Annotated in this window: 11 protein-coding genes, 1 tRNA gene and 2 pseudogenes; 7 read left to right on the top strand and 7 right to left on the bottom strand. The window is 60.2% G+C overall.

Translation table 11 applies throughout. The annotated features are described in order from the left end of the window. Positions 1 to 77: 77 nt before the first annotated feature. Entirely contained in the window at positions 78 to 398 is a 321-nt protein-coding gene (locus AB4N76_RS09290; protein ID WP_046030112.1) for a hypothetical protein, read from the bottom strand. 215 nt (positions 399 to 613) lie between these two features. Further along, positions 614 to 2,077, bottom strand: coding sequence for a short-chain fatty acid transporter (locus AB4N76_RS09285; protein WP_175648971.1), 1,464 nt, complete (start codon positions 2,075 to 2,077; stop codon positions 614 to 616). Positions 2,078 to 2,234: 157 nt separating this feature from the next. On the opposite strand from AB4N76_RS09285, the gene AB4N76_RS09280 reads away from it, so the two are divergent. The 4 genes and pseudogenes from AB4N76_RS09280 to AB4N76_RS09265 all read left to right on the top strand — a co-directional run bounded on the left by AB4N76_RS09280 (position 2,235) and on the right by AB4N76_RS09265 (position 5,641). Continuing rightward, a complete protein-coding gene (locus AB4N76_RS09280) occupies positions 2,235 to 3,548 on the top strand; it encodes an MFS transporter (RefSeq protein ID WP_077431262.1) in 1,314 nt (437 codons plus the stop codon). An 80-nt stretch (positions 3,549 to 3,628) separates the two neighbouring features. Then, positions 3,629 to 4,405 (top strand): annotated as a pseudogene (locus AB4N76_RS09275) (PAS domain-containing protein); the annotation flags it as partial. Continuing rightward, positions 4,385 to 4,993, top strand: a complete 609-nt coding sequence (locus AB4N76_RS09270) for a methyl-accepting chemotaxis protein (RefSeq protein ID WP_460164602.1) — start codon at positions 4,385 to 4,387, stop codon at positions 4,991 to 4,993. The pseudogene AB4N76_RS09275 and the gene AB4N76_RS09270, both read left to right, overlap by 21 nt. Positions 4,994 to 5,044: 51 nt before the next feature. Next, complete coding sequence (locus tag AB4N76_RS09265) at positions 5,045 to 5,641, top strand: flavin reductase family protein (protein WP_223523496.1); 597 nt, start codon at positions 5,045 to 5,047, stop codon at positions 5,639 to 5,641. 11 nt (positions 5,642 to 5,652) lie between these two features. Here the strand turns inward: AB4N76_RS09265 and AB4N76_RS09260 are convergent, their stop codons facing one another. After that, positions 5,653 to 6,021 carry a cupin domain-containing protein gene (locus tag AB4N76_RS09260; protein ID WP_046030120.1) on the bottom strand — a complete coding sequence of 123 codons (369 nt, stop codon included), beginning with the start codon at positions 6,019 to 6,021 and terminating at the stop codon, positions 5,653 to 5,655. Between the two features lie 76 nt (positions 6,022 to 6,097). Then, positions 6,098 to 6,910: an AraC family transcriptional regulator gene (locus AB4N76_RS09255; protein ID WP_460164402.1), complete on the bottom strand. Its 813-nt coding sequence runs from the start codon at positions 6,908 to 6,910 to the stop codon at positions 6,098 to 6,100. A 165-nt stretch (positions 6,911 to 7,075) separates the two neighbouring features. On the opposite strand from AB4N76_RS09255, the gene ddlA reads away from it, so the two are divergent. Beyond that, on the top strand, positions 7,076 to 8,170 hold the full coding sequence (gene ddlA, locus AB4N76_RS09250; RefSeq protein WP_460164401.1) for a D-alanine--D-alanine ligase: 1,095 nt from the start codon (positions 7,076 to 7,078) through the stop codon (positions 8,168 to 8,170). Between the two features lie 135 nt (positions 8,171 to 8,305). Next, on the top strand, positions 8,306 to 8,734 hold the full coding sequence (locus AB4N76_RS09245) for a TOBE domain-containing protein (RefSeq protein WP_046030123.1): 429 nt from the start codon (positions 8,306 to 8,308) through the stop codon (positions 8,732 to 8,734). Between the two features lie 105 nt (positions 8,735 to 8,839). Here AB4N76_RS09245 and ggt read toward each other — a convergent pair. Then, a pseudogene (gene ggt, locus AB4N76_RS09240) lies at positions 8,840 to 10,656 on the bottom strand (gamma-glutamyltransferase). A gap of 164 nt (positions 10,657 to 10,820) precedes the next feature. On the opposite strand from ggt, the gene AB4N76_RS09235 reads away from it, so the two are divergent. Continuing rightward, positions 10,821 to 11,930: a DUF2817 domain-containing protein gene (locus tag AB4N76_RS09235; protein ID WP_077431263.1), complete on the top strand. Its 1,110-nt coding sequence runs from the start codon at positions 10,821 to 10,823 to the stop codon at positions 11,928 to 11,930. An 89-nt stretch (positions 11,931 to 12,019) separates the two neighbouring features. Here the strand turns inward: AB4N76_RS09235 and AB4N76_RS09230 are convergent. Together AB4N76_RS09230 and AB4N76_RS09225 are read right to left on the bottom strand one after the other, a co-directional pair. After that, positions 12,020 to 12,096 (bottom strand) — tRNA-Met (locus AB4N76_RS09230). A 116-nt stretch (positions 12,097 to 12,212) separates the two neighbouring features. Continuing rightward, entirely contained in the window at positions 12,213 to 14,267 is a 2,055-nt protein-coding gene (locus AB4N76_RS09225) for a methyl-accepting chemotaxis protein (protein ID WP_046030127.1), read from the bottom strand. Positions 14,268 to 14,578 lie beyond the last annotated feature (311 nt).

The following is a 14,578-nucleotide window of genomic DNA, read 5'->3' as shown; positions in this document are numbered from 1 at the left end:
CGCTGCGTATTTACGGGATTTCCCCGACAGGGTGTCCGGCCCGGGGTAAGTGCCGAGTCGGACGCAAAGCGCAGGCGTTACAACAGTTTCACTGCCAGATGAGTGCCTGCGCGCAAGTACTCGACTTGTGCCAATACGGCATCCTTGACGATGGCCTCTCCGGTATCGGTCAGCTTGGCTTTTTTTGCATCAATGATGGACGTTTGCATCAATTGCATCACGACATCCATCGCTTTTTGAAGGGCGGTCAGATTGTTGTGTTGGCCAAACTCACGGACAACTGCGTCCATACGGCGGTCCGCGTCATCACGAAGTTTTGTGTATTCAACGACTGAAACCCTGCCGTCCTGGTAAATTTCATTAATCATCTCTTCCAGCGTTTTCGATATTAAAGACATGTGCTTGTTCATCCTTGGTCAGTACTGTTTTTACTTTAGAAAATTGTATGAGCTGTCGAAGTTTACTCAGCGATTTTCAGATTGGAGATAGGAACCGACCGGGTTTTATGTCAGGCGCAATCGAGTGTTTACGTAGGAAAAGTCGTGTTGTTTGCGTTATGTCCAAGCGAGTCAACCGATTGCACCTGCCCGAGGCAGGTGCAATCACTGATGTATCAAGGCATCACCGGCGCCGTATACGTCAGCGTCGTGCCCAGTGCCCACAGCAGAAACAGCACCAGCGGCGTGTGCACCAGCAACTGCACAAACGAAAACCCGATCAGGTCCCGTGCCTTCAACCCGAGCACGCCCAGCAGCGGCAGCATGTAGAACGGGTTGATCAGGTTCGGCAGGGCTTCGGCTGCGTTGTAGATCTGCACGGCCCAGCCCAAGTGGTAGTTGAGGTCGGTGGCCACTTGCATGACGTATGGCGCTTCGATGATCCACTTGCCGCCGCCGGACGGGATGAAGAAGCCGAGAATCGCCGAGTACACGCCCATCAGCACCGCATAGGTGTCGTGGGAGGCGATGCTGACGAAGAAGGTCGAGATGTGGTGTGCCAAGGTCTGGGCATCAGCGCCTTTGACCGTGGTCATCAAGGCGGCGATCGAGCCGTACAGCGGGAACTGGATCAGCACGCCGGTGGTGGTCGGCACCGCGCGGGCCACGGCATCGAGGAAGCTGCGCGGGCGCCAGTGCAGCAGCGCGCCGAGCATCAGGAACAGGAAGTTGTAGGTGTTCAGCCCGGAGATGGCACTGAGCAACGGTTTGGTCGAAAACTCGTGAAACAGCCAGCCAGCTGCCAGCAGCACCAGCAAGAGGGTCAGCAGCGGGCTGTATTCCAGCCATTCGCCGGGGCGAGTGCGTGGTTGCAGTGGCGGCAGATTGAAACTCGGGTCGACGCCACAGGCTTTGGCGTCTCGGGCCGTGTTGGGGCCTGGTGCGGTGGCGTAGGCAACGATCAGCGAGACCACGATCAGCGCCAGCAGCATTACACCGGACTGCCACAAAAAGATCGTTTGGGTGAAGGGAATGACTCCGGTGATCGCCAGGATAGACGGCGGCAGGCTGGCCGGGTTGGCTTGAAGTTGTGCAGCGGAGGACGACAGGCCCAAGGCCCACACCGCACCAAGACCCAGATAGACGGCAGCGCCGGCGGCACGGTAATCCATTTTCAGATCGGTACGGCGGGCGAGGGCGCGCACCAGCAAGCCGCCAAACACCAGCGACAGACCCCAGTTCAATAGCGAAGCGACCATGGAAATCAACGCCACCCAAGCCACGGCCGAGCGACCGTTTTTCGGAAGACGGGCCAGACGGTTGATCAGTTTCACCGCCGGCGGCGAACTGGCGACCACATAGCCGCCAATGACCACGAACGCCATCTGCATGGTGAATGGAATCAGGCTCCAGAAGCCGTCGCCGAACGCCATGGCGGCATCAGTCGGTTTGGCGCCCATGAACAGCGTGGCCACGGCGACGATGATCACCGCCAGCGCGGCAAATACCCAAGAGTCGGGGAACCAGCGCTCGGCAAAACTTGAGCAGCGCAGGGCAAAACGGGCGGAGCGGGTATCTTCGATAGCAGCAGCCACGGGAAAACCTCGAATTGTTATGTTTATTGTGGTCTTTCGGGCCATTGAGGCCCGTCTAGACAGATGCCAACAGTAAAACAACCGTTGCTGTTTTGTGACCAGGTTTCACCTAAACAGGACTATGGTCTAACGGCTTGTCCGTGGAAGCGTTTGCGTAGACCATGGGCGCCTTGGTTTTTTACCGGTTGCAGAGTTCTTTTTCATGACCGCCAACACCCCTTCGCGCCCGACGCCTTTTACCCGTTCGGACTACAAGACCCTCGGCCTTGCGGCCCTGGGCGGTGCGCTGGAAATCTACGATTTCATCATCTTCGTGTTTTTCGCCCTGACCCTTAGCCAACTGTTTTTCCCGCCAGAAATGCCCGAATGGCTGCGCCTGCTGCAAAGTTTCGGCATCTTCGTCACCGGCTATCTGGCGCGGCCGTTGGGCGGGATTCTGATGGCGCATTTCGCCGACCGACTGGGTCGCAAGAAGGTCTTCAGCCTAAGCATTCTGATGATGGCGCTGCCGTGCCTGCTGATCGGGATCATGCCGACCTACGCGCAAATCGGATATTTCGCGCCGCTACTGCTGTTGGCCCTGCGCGTTTTGCAAGGCGCGGCGGTGGGCGGGGAAGTGCCGAGTGCCTGGGTGTTTGTCGCCGAGCACGCGCCGGCCGGGCATCGCGGTTATGCGCTCGGTTTCCTGCAGGCGGGATTGACCTTTGGCTACTTGATCGGCGCCCTGACGGCGACCTTTCTGGCGCAAGCGTTCACCCCGGCCGAAATCCTTGATTACGCCTGGCGTTATCCGTTCCTGTTGGGCGGTGTGTTCGGCGTGATTGGCGTCTGGCTGCGCCGCTGGCTGAATGAAACCCCGGTGTTCATGGCGATGCAGGCCCAGCGCGATGCCGCCGTCGAACTGCCGCTGCGCACGGTCTTGCGCGAACATCGCCTGGCGATGTTGCCGGCGATGATCCTCACCTGCGTGCTGACCTCAGCGGTGGTGGTCTTCGTGGTCATCACGCCGACCATGATGCAAAAGACCTTCGGCATGACCGCCAGCCACACCTTCGCCTTGAGTGCATTGGGCATCGTGTTCCTCAATATCGGCTGCGTGCTCGCCGGTTGGCTGGTCGATCGCATCGGCGCCTGGCGCACGGTTATGTTTTATAGCCTGTTGTTGCCGCTGGGTATTGGCGTGCTCTATACCTGCCTGATTACTGGCGGCAACTGGATCGGTCTGGCGTATACGATTGCCGGGCTGAGTTGCGGCGTGGTCGGTGCGGTGCCGTCGGTGATGGTCAGCCTGTTCCCGGCGCGGGTTCGCGTTTCGGGAATTTCCTTCACCTACAACATTGCCTACGCCGCGTGGGCGAGTATCACACCGTTGTTGCTGATCGGCCTGATGCCGTGGAGCCCATGGATTTGCGTGATGTTCTGTTCGGTCATGGGGGCCGTAGGCGTCGGCAGCGCGGCGTATTTTGGTGCGCGGATGCCCAGAGCCGGCCAATGCGCAGCGGCTGGCGCGATGTAATCGCAGGGTAGATCCCTCGCGTTGCAATTATTTTTGTAGGACAACCCTGAGGCACTCTTCAGAAAACACCCACAAGGCCGATGGCTAGGCTGCATCCCGCTCTATTTCCTGCCTATCGGTACCTTCCCATGTTCAACAAACGCTTGAAGCAGGAGCTGTCGGCTCTTCGTGAAGAACTCTCCAGCCTTCAGCAAGTGAAGGACAGCCTGGAAAGCGAGATGCTGGTCCTGACCCTTGATCCTCAAGGGCGGATTCAGTCGGCCAACCAGAACTTCATCGGCGAAATGCTCTACAAGAGCGCCGACCTGGTTGGCCGGCACATCGAAGACATCGTCCCCGTGCATGTGAAGTCCGATGAGTTCCACCGCCGCTTTCAAAGCGCGCTGTCCCGCGGCGAACATTTCGCCGGGGCCGTTCGCTTGCTGCGTGGCAATGGCCGGGAAGCGTGGTTGCGTTCGATTTTTCAGCCGGTGCGCTCGGCGGATGGCCGGATCAAACACTTCTCGCTTTACTCCAGCGACCTGACGCGCACCATCGAAGCGTCTCGCGAGCACGAGAACCTGATCGGCGCGCTGGTGCGTTCAACGGCAGTCATCGAGTTCGATCTGGACGGCAACGTGCTGACAGCCAATGATCGGTTCCTCAGCGGCATGGGTTACAGCCTGGCGCAAATCAAAGGTAAACATCACCGCACGTTCTGTGATCCGCAGGAATTCAACAGCACTGAATACCAGGATTTCTGGCGCCGCCTGAACGCCGGTGAGTTTGTCGCCGGCCGTTTCAAACGCTTCGACAGCCATGGGCGTATGGTCTGGCTGGAGGCCTCTTACAACCCGGTGGTCGACGCCAATAACAAGCTCTACAAAGTGGTGAAGTTCGCCACTGTGATTACCGATCAGGTCAATCAGGAAAACGCCGTGGCGCAAGCGGCGAACATCGCCTACAGCACCTCTCAGCAGACCGACCAGAGCGCCCAGCGCGGCACGGCCGTGGTGACTCAGGCGGTGGATGTGATGCGCGACCTGGCGAAGCACATGCAAACCGCGGGCGATGGCATCGAAGCCTTGAATGAGCAATCGCTGGTGATCGGCACCATCGTCAAAACCATCAGCGGCATCGCTGAACAGACCAACCTGCTGGCGCTCAACGCGGCCATCGAGGCGGCTCGGGCTGGCGAACAGGGCCGAGGGTTTGCCGTGGTCGCGGACGAGGTTCGACAGTTGGCCTCTCGCACCAGCCAGGCCACCGATGAGATTGTCGGTGTCGTGCGTCAGAACCAGGAGATGGCGCGCAATGCCGTGGCCCTGATGACCGACGGCAAGCTCCAGGCCGAACAAGGCCTGGCGCTGGCGGCGGAGGCGGGCACAGTGATCGTCGAGATTCAGGACGGTGCGCAGAAAGTGGTGAACGCGGTCGGGCAGTTTGCCAATCAGCTCACGACTTGATGCCAGCGCGGTGGAAATCGCTACAATCGGCTCTTTTCAGGAGCAGACACCATGAGCGCTTCCCACCGCCGGCCGGTTCCTTTGCCCAAGGCTTACCGTTTGCTCAATCACGGGCCCACCGTACTGGTGAGCGCAGCCCATGACGGTCAGCGCAACATCATGGCCGCCGCCTGGGCCATGCCGCTGGATTTCGAACCGCCGAAAATTGCCGTGGTGCTGGATAAATCCACCTGGACCCGGCAACTGCTCGAGGCCTCGGGGACGTTCGTGCTGAACGTTCCTTGCGCGGCTCAAGCCGATATCACGCAGACCGTTGGTTCGACATCAGGCCTGGAATTGACCCAAGGCCAAGGCCAGGACAAGTTTCAGGCTTATGGCTTGCAAACTTTCAGTGGCGAATTGATTGACGCGCCGATGCTCGAAGGCTGCGTTGCATGGCTGGAATGTCGACTGCTGCCGGAGCCCAACAATCATCAGCAGTACGATCTGTTCCTGGCTGAGGTGATTGCCGCTCAGGCCGATGAGCGGGTATTCAGCGACGGACGCTGGCACTTCGAAGGGCAGGATGCATTGCGCACCCTGCACCATGTGGCAGGCGGGCATTTCTTGACAATCGGCGACCCGGTGGACGGCAAGACCCTGGCGTAAACCCGCCAGGTTCACACCCAGACGTCATTCAATGCGGTCCGTTCGCCACCTTCGCTGCCGGTGTTCAGCACACCCTTGGGCTCGATCAGCAGCAACTTTACTTCCTGATCGGCCGACGGTTTGTGCTCGACGCCCTTGGGCACCACAAACATTTCGCCGGCGTTCACCAGCACGTGGCCATCGCGAAAGTCGAGGCGCAACTGCCCTTCGATGACGATGAAGGTTTCGTCGGTTTCCAGGTGATCGTGCCAGATGAAATCCCCTAGCAGCTTTACTACCTTGAACTGATAGTCGTTCATTTCGGCGATGACCCGAGGCGCCCAGTGTGCGTCGATCCGGGCGATTTTTTCAGCGAAGTTCAGGCTTTTGTAAGCGCTCATGAAGCGGTTCTCCAGGTTGATCGTGAACCCACGATAACCCGCGTATCGGTCAGCTTCTTGTACGATTGTGCGAGGCTCAGCGACGGTGCATTTTCATCCTGCGAGCCGGCGACAGGCCGTAGGTTTTGCTGAATTGCCGGGTCATGTGGCTCTGGTCGGTGAAGCCGGCAATCAGCGCGGCACTGACCAGTGGCTGGCCCTGGATCAGCAGCGAGCGGACCAGATCCAGGCGTCGCATCGTCAGGTATCGATAGGGGCTGGTGCCAAACAGAAGGCGAAAGTCGCGTGACAGGCTCCACCGATCACGACCGCTGTGGTGCGCCAGTTCCTCCAGGGTCACAGTGCGATCGAGTGCGCTGTGGATGAACTCCCGCGCACGTTCGGCGGCCACGTAATCGAAGGATTGGCGCGGGACGCCGGTCGCTCCCGAAACGCTGCTCAGGGCTTGCGCCAGATCGTACAGCGCGTCCTGTTCTTCCAGCGGGTCGAGCGGGCAATCGAGGCTTCGCAGCAGCACATCGGTGGCGGCGAACAGGCGAGGGTCAGTCGATAGTCCGGTCTTGATGAACGGCAGCGGCTGACCGCCGAGCATCTGCTGGATCAGCGCCGGTTCGATGTACATCATTCGGTATTTGAAACCGGCCTCGGTGCCGGCCTCGCCATCGTGGACTTCGTCCGGGTGCAACACCAGGGTCCCGCCCGGCAGGCTATGGCGCCATCCTCCTCGGTACTGAAAGCTCTGCACGCCGGCCAGGGTTCGGCCGATGGCGTAGGTGTCGTGACGATGAAGGTCGTAGCCGTGGCCGGAAAAAAACGCTTCGAAACGCTGCAGCCCGCCGACGTCGGGCGCGCGGTGGAACCAGTCGATGGGGAGCGTCTGCTTGGTCATGGTGTTGTGTCTTGAGCGCGATGAAGAACACGTTAACCCAGTGGTTGACCCTCTGTCTTCCCACCGATAAAACGCGTCCGTCGGGTAGAAAACCGTAGGCAAATGTTGCATGGTTCCCTCTGCTGTCCGGTACACAGTGGGTGGCCAATCGTTGAGGTGTCTTGAATGAGTAAACTGCGGGTAGGCATTATTTTTGGCGGTCGTTCGGCGGAGCACGAAGTGTCGCTGCAATCGGCGAAGAACATTGTCGATGCACTGGACCGCTCGCGCTTCGAGCCGGTGCTGATCGGCATCGACAAGCAAGGCCACTGGCACCTCAACGACCCTTCGAACTTCCTGCTCAATCAGGAAAACCCGGCGCTGATCGCCCTCAATCAGTCCAATCGTGAACTGGCGGTGGTGCCGGGAAAAGCCAGCCAGCAATTGGTGGAAACCTCCAGCCAGGAACTGCTGGGCCACGTCGATGTGATCTTCCCGATTGTCCACGGCACCCTGGGTGAAGACGGTTGCCTGCAGGGCCTGTTGCGCATGGCCGACTTGCCCTTTGTCGGTTCCGACGTGCTGGGCTCGGCGGTGTGCATGGACAAGGACATCAGCAAACGCCTGCTGCGTGACGCCGGGTTGGCGGTCACGCCGTTCCTCACCCTGACCCGCGCCACGGCGGCGCGTACCGGGTTCGCCGAGGTGCAGGGCAAGCTCGGCCTGCCGTTGTTCGTCAAACCGGCGAACCAGGGTTCGTCCGTGGGCGTGAGCAAGGTCAACGACGCAACCGAGTACGAAGCGGCTGTGGAGCTGGCCCTGGGTTTCGATGAAAAAGTCCTGATCGAATCCGCCGTCAAAGGCCGTGAGATCGAGTGTGCAGTGCTTGGCAACGAAGACGCTATCGCCAGCGGGTGTGGTGAAATCGTGGTGAGCAGCGGCTTCTATTCCTACGACAGCAAATACATCGATGACCAGGCGGCGCAGGTCGTGGTGCCGGCAGGCATCAGCGTGGAGGCCAGCGAACGCATCCGGGCGTTGGCCGTGGAAGCGTTCCAGGTGCTGGGTTGCTCCGGGCTGGCGCGGGTCGATGTGTTCCTCACCGACAGCGGCGAAGTACTGATCAACGAGATCAACTCGTTACCTGGCTTCACCCGAATCAGCATGTACCCCAAGCTCTGGCAGGCCACCGGCATGACCTACAGCGAACTGGTCAGCCGTTTGATCGATCTGGCGCTGGAAAAGCACCAGCGGCGGCAGGTTTTGAAGATCACGCGCTAAGCTGTTTATTCCAGCGTCGTACTGAATCCCGGGTTTGAAGCGTGGATGTAGCCGAGTGCGTCGTTGCGTCACACAACGTTATCCGGAATGATAGGTTAATTTGTATACAATAATTTCCATTCAGGGAGACAAAACGTGAAAGTCAGCGCGCGTAACGTATTCAAAGGCACCATCAGTCAACTGCAGCCGGGCGCGGTCAACGCCGAAGTCTCGTTGACACTCCCGGGCGGCAACGAACTGGTCGCCGTGGTGACCATGGCGAGCGTGAAGAGCCTGGGCCTGGCGGTCGGCAAGGAAGCGGTCGCGCTGGTGAAGGCGCCGTGGGTCATGCTGATGACCGAGTCGAGCGACATTCGCCTCTCGGCGCGTAACTGCCTGGAAGGCATCGTCACCAATGTCACCGATGGCGCGGTGAATGCCGAAGTGGTGATCAAGCTCGATGGCGGCAGCGAGGTTTATTCAATCGTCACCCGTGAAGCGGTTGCAGAGCTGGGCCTGGCTCCGGGTGTGAGTGCGACGGCGGTGATCAAGGCGTCGCATATTATTTTGGGTGTGCCGGCCTGAAGCGTTTGCGTGTAGGAAATGTCTATACGCGACAACCGATCAAAATGTGAAACCTGTAAAAAGGGCCTACCTCCCGGTAAGCCCTTGTTCATTCCCGCGTACGAATCAATCCCCCAACGCTTCCCCCTCACGCCGAGGATCGGCCCCTCCGGCCAGCGACGCATTCCCCTGTGGATCCTTCACCCGGACAATCGCCTGGGTGCCGCTGGTCATGTCGATCTCACTCACGCTGTGCCCCTTGTCCTTCAGCGCCTGAATCAACGTCGCGCTGAACTGCCCCCGTTCCAGTTCGGTCGGGCCGTTACGGCTGCCGAAGTTGGGCAGGTTGATGGCGGCTTGTGGGTCGAGGTTCCAGTCGAGCAGGCCGAGGGTGGTTTTGGTGACGTACTCGATAATTTGCGAGCCGCCGGGAGAGCCGAGGGTGGCGAGGAATACACCGCTCTGACGATCGAAGATCAGGGTCGGCGCCATGGAGGAGCGCGGGCGTTTGCCGGGCTCGACTCGGTTGGCAACTTTTTGCCCGTTTTCTTCGGGGATGAACGAGAAGTCGGTCATCTCGTTGTTGAGCAGGAATCCCTGGACCATCACGTGCGAGCCAAAGGCCGATTCAATGGTGGTGGTCATGGATACGGCGCCGCCTTCGTCATCCACTGCCACCACTTGTGAGGTGGAAATGCGTAGCGGTGAACGGTCCGGTGCATAGGCGACTTGAATGCCTGGCGGGGTGCCGGGTTTGGCCGTGCCCATGCTGTGGTCACCGATCAGGGCGGCGCGGCTGGCCAGATAAGTTGGGTCCACCAGCCCTTGACCGGCACGGGCACGAAGTCGGTGTCGGCGACGTACTGTGCGCGGTCGGCGTAGGCCAGGCGCTCGGCTTCCGAGATCAGATGCACGGCTTCGGGGGCGGGTTCGGTGCCTGCCGGTTTGTCAGTCTTGACTGGTTTTAGCGGCGCGAGGGCAAAGCGTGGGTCGCGGTTTTCCAGAGCCTGCAAGGTGCCGAGGATCTGCGCCACGGCGATCCCGCCGGACGATGGCGGCGGCATGCCGCAAATCTGCCAGCGTTTGTAGTCGGTGCACAGAGGCACACGTTCCTTGGCCTTGTAGCCTTGCAGATCGTTCAGCGACAGGCTGCCGGGGTTAGCGTGGCCCTGAACCTTGGCGACGATCTCTTGCGCGACAGCGCCTGTGTACAACGCGTTAGGCCCTTCCTTGGCAATGCGTTTCAGCATCGCGGCCAGTGCCGGATTCTTCAACAGCGTGCCGGCAGCTTTCGGGCTGCCATCCGCGTTCATAAAGTAGGCCACCATGTCTGGCGAACTGCGCATGGACGCATCCGAAGCGATCAGTTGATGAAGGCGCGGCGAGATGGCGAAGCCTTGCTCCGCGAGTTTGATGGCCGGCTCGAACAGCTTCGCCCACGGCAGGCGACCGTGCTTGCGATGGGCCAATTCAAGCGCCCGCAACACGCCCGGCGTCCCCACCGAGCGCCCCCCGATCTGCGCCTGGGTAAACGCCATCGGGGTGCCGTCGGTCTGTAGGAAAAGCTTCTCGGTGGCGTCGTGCGGTGCGGTTTCGCGACCGTCGAAGGTGCGCACCGCCTTGCCATCCCAGAGCACGATCAACGCGCCGCCACCAATGCCGGAGGATTGCGGCTCGACCAGCGTCAACACCGCTTGCATCGCAATCGCAGCATCAATTGCCGAACCACCCTGGCGCAGCATCTCCCGGCCGGCTTCAGCCGCCAGTGGATTAGCCGCTGCTGCCATGTGTCTGGACGCGTGGCGGGTTTGCAGGTCGGTGCGATAGCCAGAGGCGACTTCCGGAGCGACAGGCAAGGTCGAGGAGGGCGGAGAATGACAAGCAGCGAGGGTTAACGCGGCGGCGATCAACGAAAGGGTTGAAAGGCGAAGGGTTGAGAACATGTTGGGGCACTCCGTCCGTGGGAAAGTTACCGGGACTTTATCGGCCGACTCGGCATGGCGCAAACCAAGGCCTACAGTAAAGCTGCATTTGCCCTTCAGGAGTCGAAGGATTTTCTGTAGGGTCGAGCGCAACAGATTGGCCAGAAGATCAACAAGAGGCAGACATGCAGACCGAGTTCCCCACCCAGCCAAGTTACCGCACCCAGCGCGAGCAGTTCCTCGCGGCAGCCACCGCGGCCGGTGCGACGTTGACCGAGTACCCGCATCCGCTCAAGGGGCCTTTCGGTGAGTCGTTGAGCACCGATGTGGCGGTGCTGGGCGATCCGGGCGCCAAGCGGTTGCTCATCGCGTTGAGTGGCACCCATGGCGTCGAAGGCTTCTACGGGTCGGGTTGCCAGATCAAATGGCTGCAGGAGTTGGGCAAGCGCTCACTGCCGACTGACGTCGCCGTGGTGTTCATACACCTGATTAATCCTTGGGGCACCGCGTGGCTGCGCCGGGTCAACGAGGACAACATCGACCTGAACCGCAATCACCTGAACTTCGAGCGTGCGTTGCCGGACAATCAGGCTTATGCAGCGCTGCATGAGATCTATGCCTGCACCGAACTGCAAGGTCCTGAGCGTGAGCGTACCGATGCCTTGCTCGACGAGCAGATTCGCCAGCATGGCTGGCCGGCGGTGATGTCGATTGTCGAGGGCGGCCAGCACAGTCACCCTGATGGCCTGTTTTACGGCGGGCTGGCGCCGAGCTGGTCGAACCGCACATTGCACGCGATCATGCAAAAGCACATGGCCCATGCCGATGTGGCCATGTGTTTCGATTTGCACACAGGGGCCGGTGAGTACGGTCATCCGATGTTGCTGACGATCACCGAAACGGCTTATCCGGCCCTTCCAGACGCGCAGGCCATTTACGGCCCATGGCTCTATACGCTGCTGACCGGCGCCGACACATTGAGCGAAACCGGCGTGGCGGCCACGGCGACCGGCTACACCTCGCAGGCGTTGGTCGATGCCTTGCCCCACGTACGGCTGATGCCGTTTGTCATCGAGTGTGGGACGTATCCGGGCGCGGACGTGCATCGCCATTTGCGCGATGACCACTGGCTGCATCTGCATGGTAATCCGAGTGATGCCGTGGGGCGCGGGATCAAGCTGAATCTGCTGGAGCAGTTCTATCCGGCCGACAGCGACTGGCAGGCGATGGTCTGGCTGCGCACCTGGCAGATTTGGGAGGGGGCGCTGTCTGCACTGCCGGCGATTCGCACCTGACGCGGATGACCTTGAACCCTTGCGGTTCAAGGTACTTTTCTCGAGGCATAAAAAAACGGCCTACCTTTCGGTAAGCCGTTTTTAGTACTTGGTGGCTACACAGGGACTTGAACCCCGGACCCCAGCATTATGAATGCTATGCTCTAACCAACTGAGCTATGTAGCCAAGTGGCGCGCATTATTGGCTTGGAACGATGATGTGTCAAGCGTAAATCTAAAATATTTCTCTACGCTTTCAACTGCTTATCCTCCTGACCCGAAAAATCGGGCCAGGGGAGGGTGTTAACCGAGCTGAAATCTCCCGGTATTTGCGCTCAGGGCCTTGCTGCCCTGGCTCAAGGTATCTGCTGCCAGGTTCACTGCCCGCGCGCCTTCAAGCAACCTCACTGCCGCCTGATCGACTTGCTGGATGTTGCCGCTGACCTCATCGGCGGTACTGGCCTGTTCTTCCACGGCGGTCGCGATCTGCGCCAGAGTGTCAGTCACGCCTTGCACCGCATGGGCAATTTCGCCAAGGCGTTCGCCCAGGCCGGTGACCGACTGGGCATCACTTTGTGCCTGGCTACAGGCTGCTTCCATCAGGCTGACCGCCTCATTCACGGTACTGCGCAGGCTGTCGACCGTGCCGGCGATTTGCGCGGTGGAAGACTGAGTGCGTTGCGACAGGCTGCGCACTTCATCGGCGACCACGGCAAAACCGCGACCTTGTTCGCCTGCGCGAGCCGCCTCGATCGCAGCGTTGAGTGCCAACAGGTTGGTTTGTTCGGCGACCCCGCGAATGGTGTCCACCACCAACTGAATCTGTTGCCCTTGTTCACTGACCCTGCCCAGTGCCGCGGCGGTGTCGTTCAAGCGTTGATTGAGCTGCTGAATGCTGGCGGTCGTGCGCTGACTGTCTCGACTGCTGTCGGCGGCAATGCGCTGGGTGTGCTGAGCGCTGCCTGACGCCTGTTCACAGCTCTGGGCGACCCCTTGAGAAGTAGCCGCCAGTTGCGTGGCCGCAGCGGCGATCTGGCTGATTTGCAATTGCTGCGCTTCGACTTCGCCGAGTGCGCCACTGGAGTGCTGATTGAGCGTGCGTACGGCGTTGCTCACTTGCAGGGTTTCGTGATCGACCCCCAGCAAGCTGTTGCGCAATTGCACCACGGCGACGTTAAGGGCGGTGCTGATGGCCGCCAGTTCGTCACGGCCCTGCACCGGGGCTTGCAGGCTCAGATTGCCGTCACGCAAGGCTTCGGCCAGCAGCGTGATACCGCTGGCGCTACGACGGATCGAGGCTTGCAGGCAGATAAACAGGTACAGCGCGGCCAGGAGCAGACAGCCAAAGATTGTCGCCACCACAATGAATTGGCGAATCGCCGAGCCGTGGTAGTAATCCAGGCGCTGATCCAGCGACGTCAATGACTGCTGGCGCAACGCGGCGAGGTCGGTGAGCAGGGCGTCCAGGTTGCGTTCGAACTCTTCCGGCTTGAGCGTAATGCTGCCGCCGAACACCCCGTCATCCAGGACTTTCAGGCTCGCGTCCAGGTGTTTCAGGTTGTCATGGTATTGCCCGGCCCAGCTTTGCAAAGCACTTGGCAAGCGGGCTTCCAGGAGCGTGGCGGTTTTCACCAGCTGCTCCCGGGCATCACCGATACGGCTGCGCAAATCACGCAGTTGCAGACGACTTTGCAACGTGAACTGTCCCGAGACAACAGACGCCTGACCCACGCTGGCCAGGCGGCCGACCCGTTCGATCAGGTCAGGCGCGTGTTGCGTCGAGATCTGCGTCAGCAGGTAGGTTTCCAGCCAGGGCGCGAGTGTCAGGCGATTGTCCATGGCGATCTGTTCACGCAGGGCTTGCAGTGCGCTCAAGGCGTTGGTGAAACGGTCGTAACCGTCTGGCCACCAGCCGACACTGCTCAGGCTTTTCGAGTCCAGGCCATTGAGGGCAGTTTGCAGGGCTTGATACCGGGTCAGCGTCTCGCCCTCGGCCCCTTCGGTTTTCAGTGCATTGCCCAGGTCCGACGTGGCTTGAGCGACGGCAGGCTGAACCGCATCAAACGCGCCCATCGCGGCGATGGTCGCCGGCGTCGGCTGGCGATTGGTTTCCGTGGCGCGCCAGCGAGCAGCGCGATCCCGCTGGGCGGCGAGCAGGTTGTCGAGCGCATCCAGCGCGAGCAACTGACGCACACCGGCACGTTCGCCGGAGATCAGATTGAGTTTGTCGCGATAATCCTGACCAATCATCCACAGGCTGCCCGTCAGCGGCAGGATGAACAGCAGAAACAACAGCTGAAATTTGCGTGCGAAGCCAAAACGCCCCAGCAACCCGATCCCCGGTGATAAAAAAGACATGCCCCATGACTCCTCTGGACACCACGCACCATCGGCGTGCGTCGAGGTCATTGCGACCGCGACATGTGCCCTTTAAAAGGCCTCGAAAGTTCACCCTCGCCAGCTCCGTAGGCCGACTCTGTAGCGAAACTTCCCATTCTCGGTCCTCTTTGTAAGAGGCCCGCGTTGAAGGTGTTAAACAAGGCAAGATTCAGACCATGGCGTTACGCTATCACCTATCGGCCGATGAAAGATTAGTTCGTTAGCTGGCTAAGGGGATGGCGTTGTCGCACCGAAAAATGGCACATTGATGCACCTGCCCGCATGCACCC

This window comes from Pseudomonas sp. S2_F03 (genome assembly GCF_054668335.1).
Note: the sequence above shows the minus strand (reverse complement) of the source record. Positions and strands in the feature narration are given on the sequence as shown.

Bases quoted from the DNA above. Each gene is read 5' to 3' on its own strand.
- AB4N76_RS09290 (WP_046030112.1), bottom strand. From the start codon at position 398: ATGTCTTTAATATCGAAAACGCTGGAAGAGATGATTAATGAAATTTAC.
- AB4N76_RS09285 (WP_175648971.1), bottom strand. From the start codon at position 2,077: ATGGCCCGAAAGACCACAATAAACATAACAATTCGAGGTTTTCCCGTG.
- AB4N76_RS09280 (WP_077431262.1), top strand. From the start codon at position 2,235: ATGACCGCCAACACCCCTTCGCGCCCGACGCCTTTTACCCGTTCGGAC.
- AB4N76_RS09265 (WP_223523496.1), top strand. From the start codon at position 5,045: ATGAGCGCTTCCCACCGCCGGCCGGTTCCTTTGCCCAAGGCTTACCGT.
- AB4N76_RS09260 (WP_046030120.1), bottom strand. From the start codon at position 6,021: ATGAGCGCTTACAAAAGCCTGAACTTCGCTGAAAAAATCGCCCGGATC.
- AB4N76_RS09255 (WP_460164402.1), bottom strand. From the start codon at position 6,910: ATGACCAAGCAGACGCTCCCCATCGACTGGTTCCACCGCGCGCCCGAC.
- ddlA (WP_460164401.1), top strand. From the start codon at position 7,076: ATGAGTAAACTGCGGGTAGGCATTATTTTTGGCGGTCGTTCGGCGGAG.
- AB4N76_RS09235 (WP_077431263.1), top strand. From the start codon at position 10,821: ATGCAGACCGAGTTCCCCACCCAGCCAAGTTACCGCACCCAGCGCGAG.
- AB4N76_RS09225 (WP_046030127.1), bottom strand. From the start codon at position 14,267: ATGTCTTTTTTATCACCGGGGATCGGGTTGCTGGGGCGTTTTGGCTTC.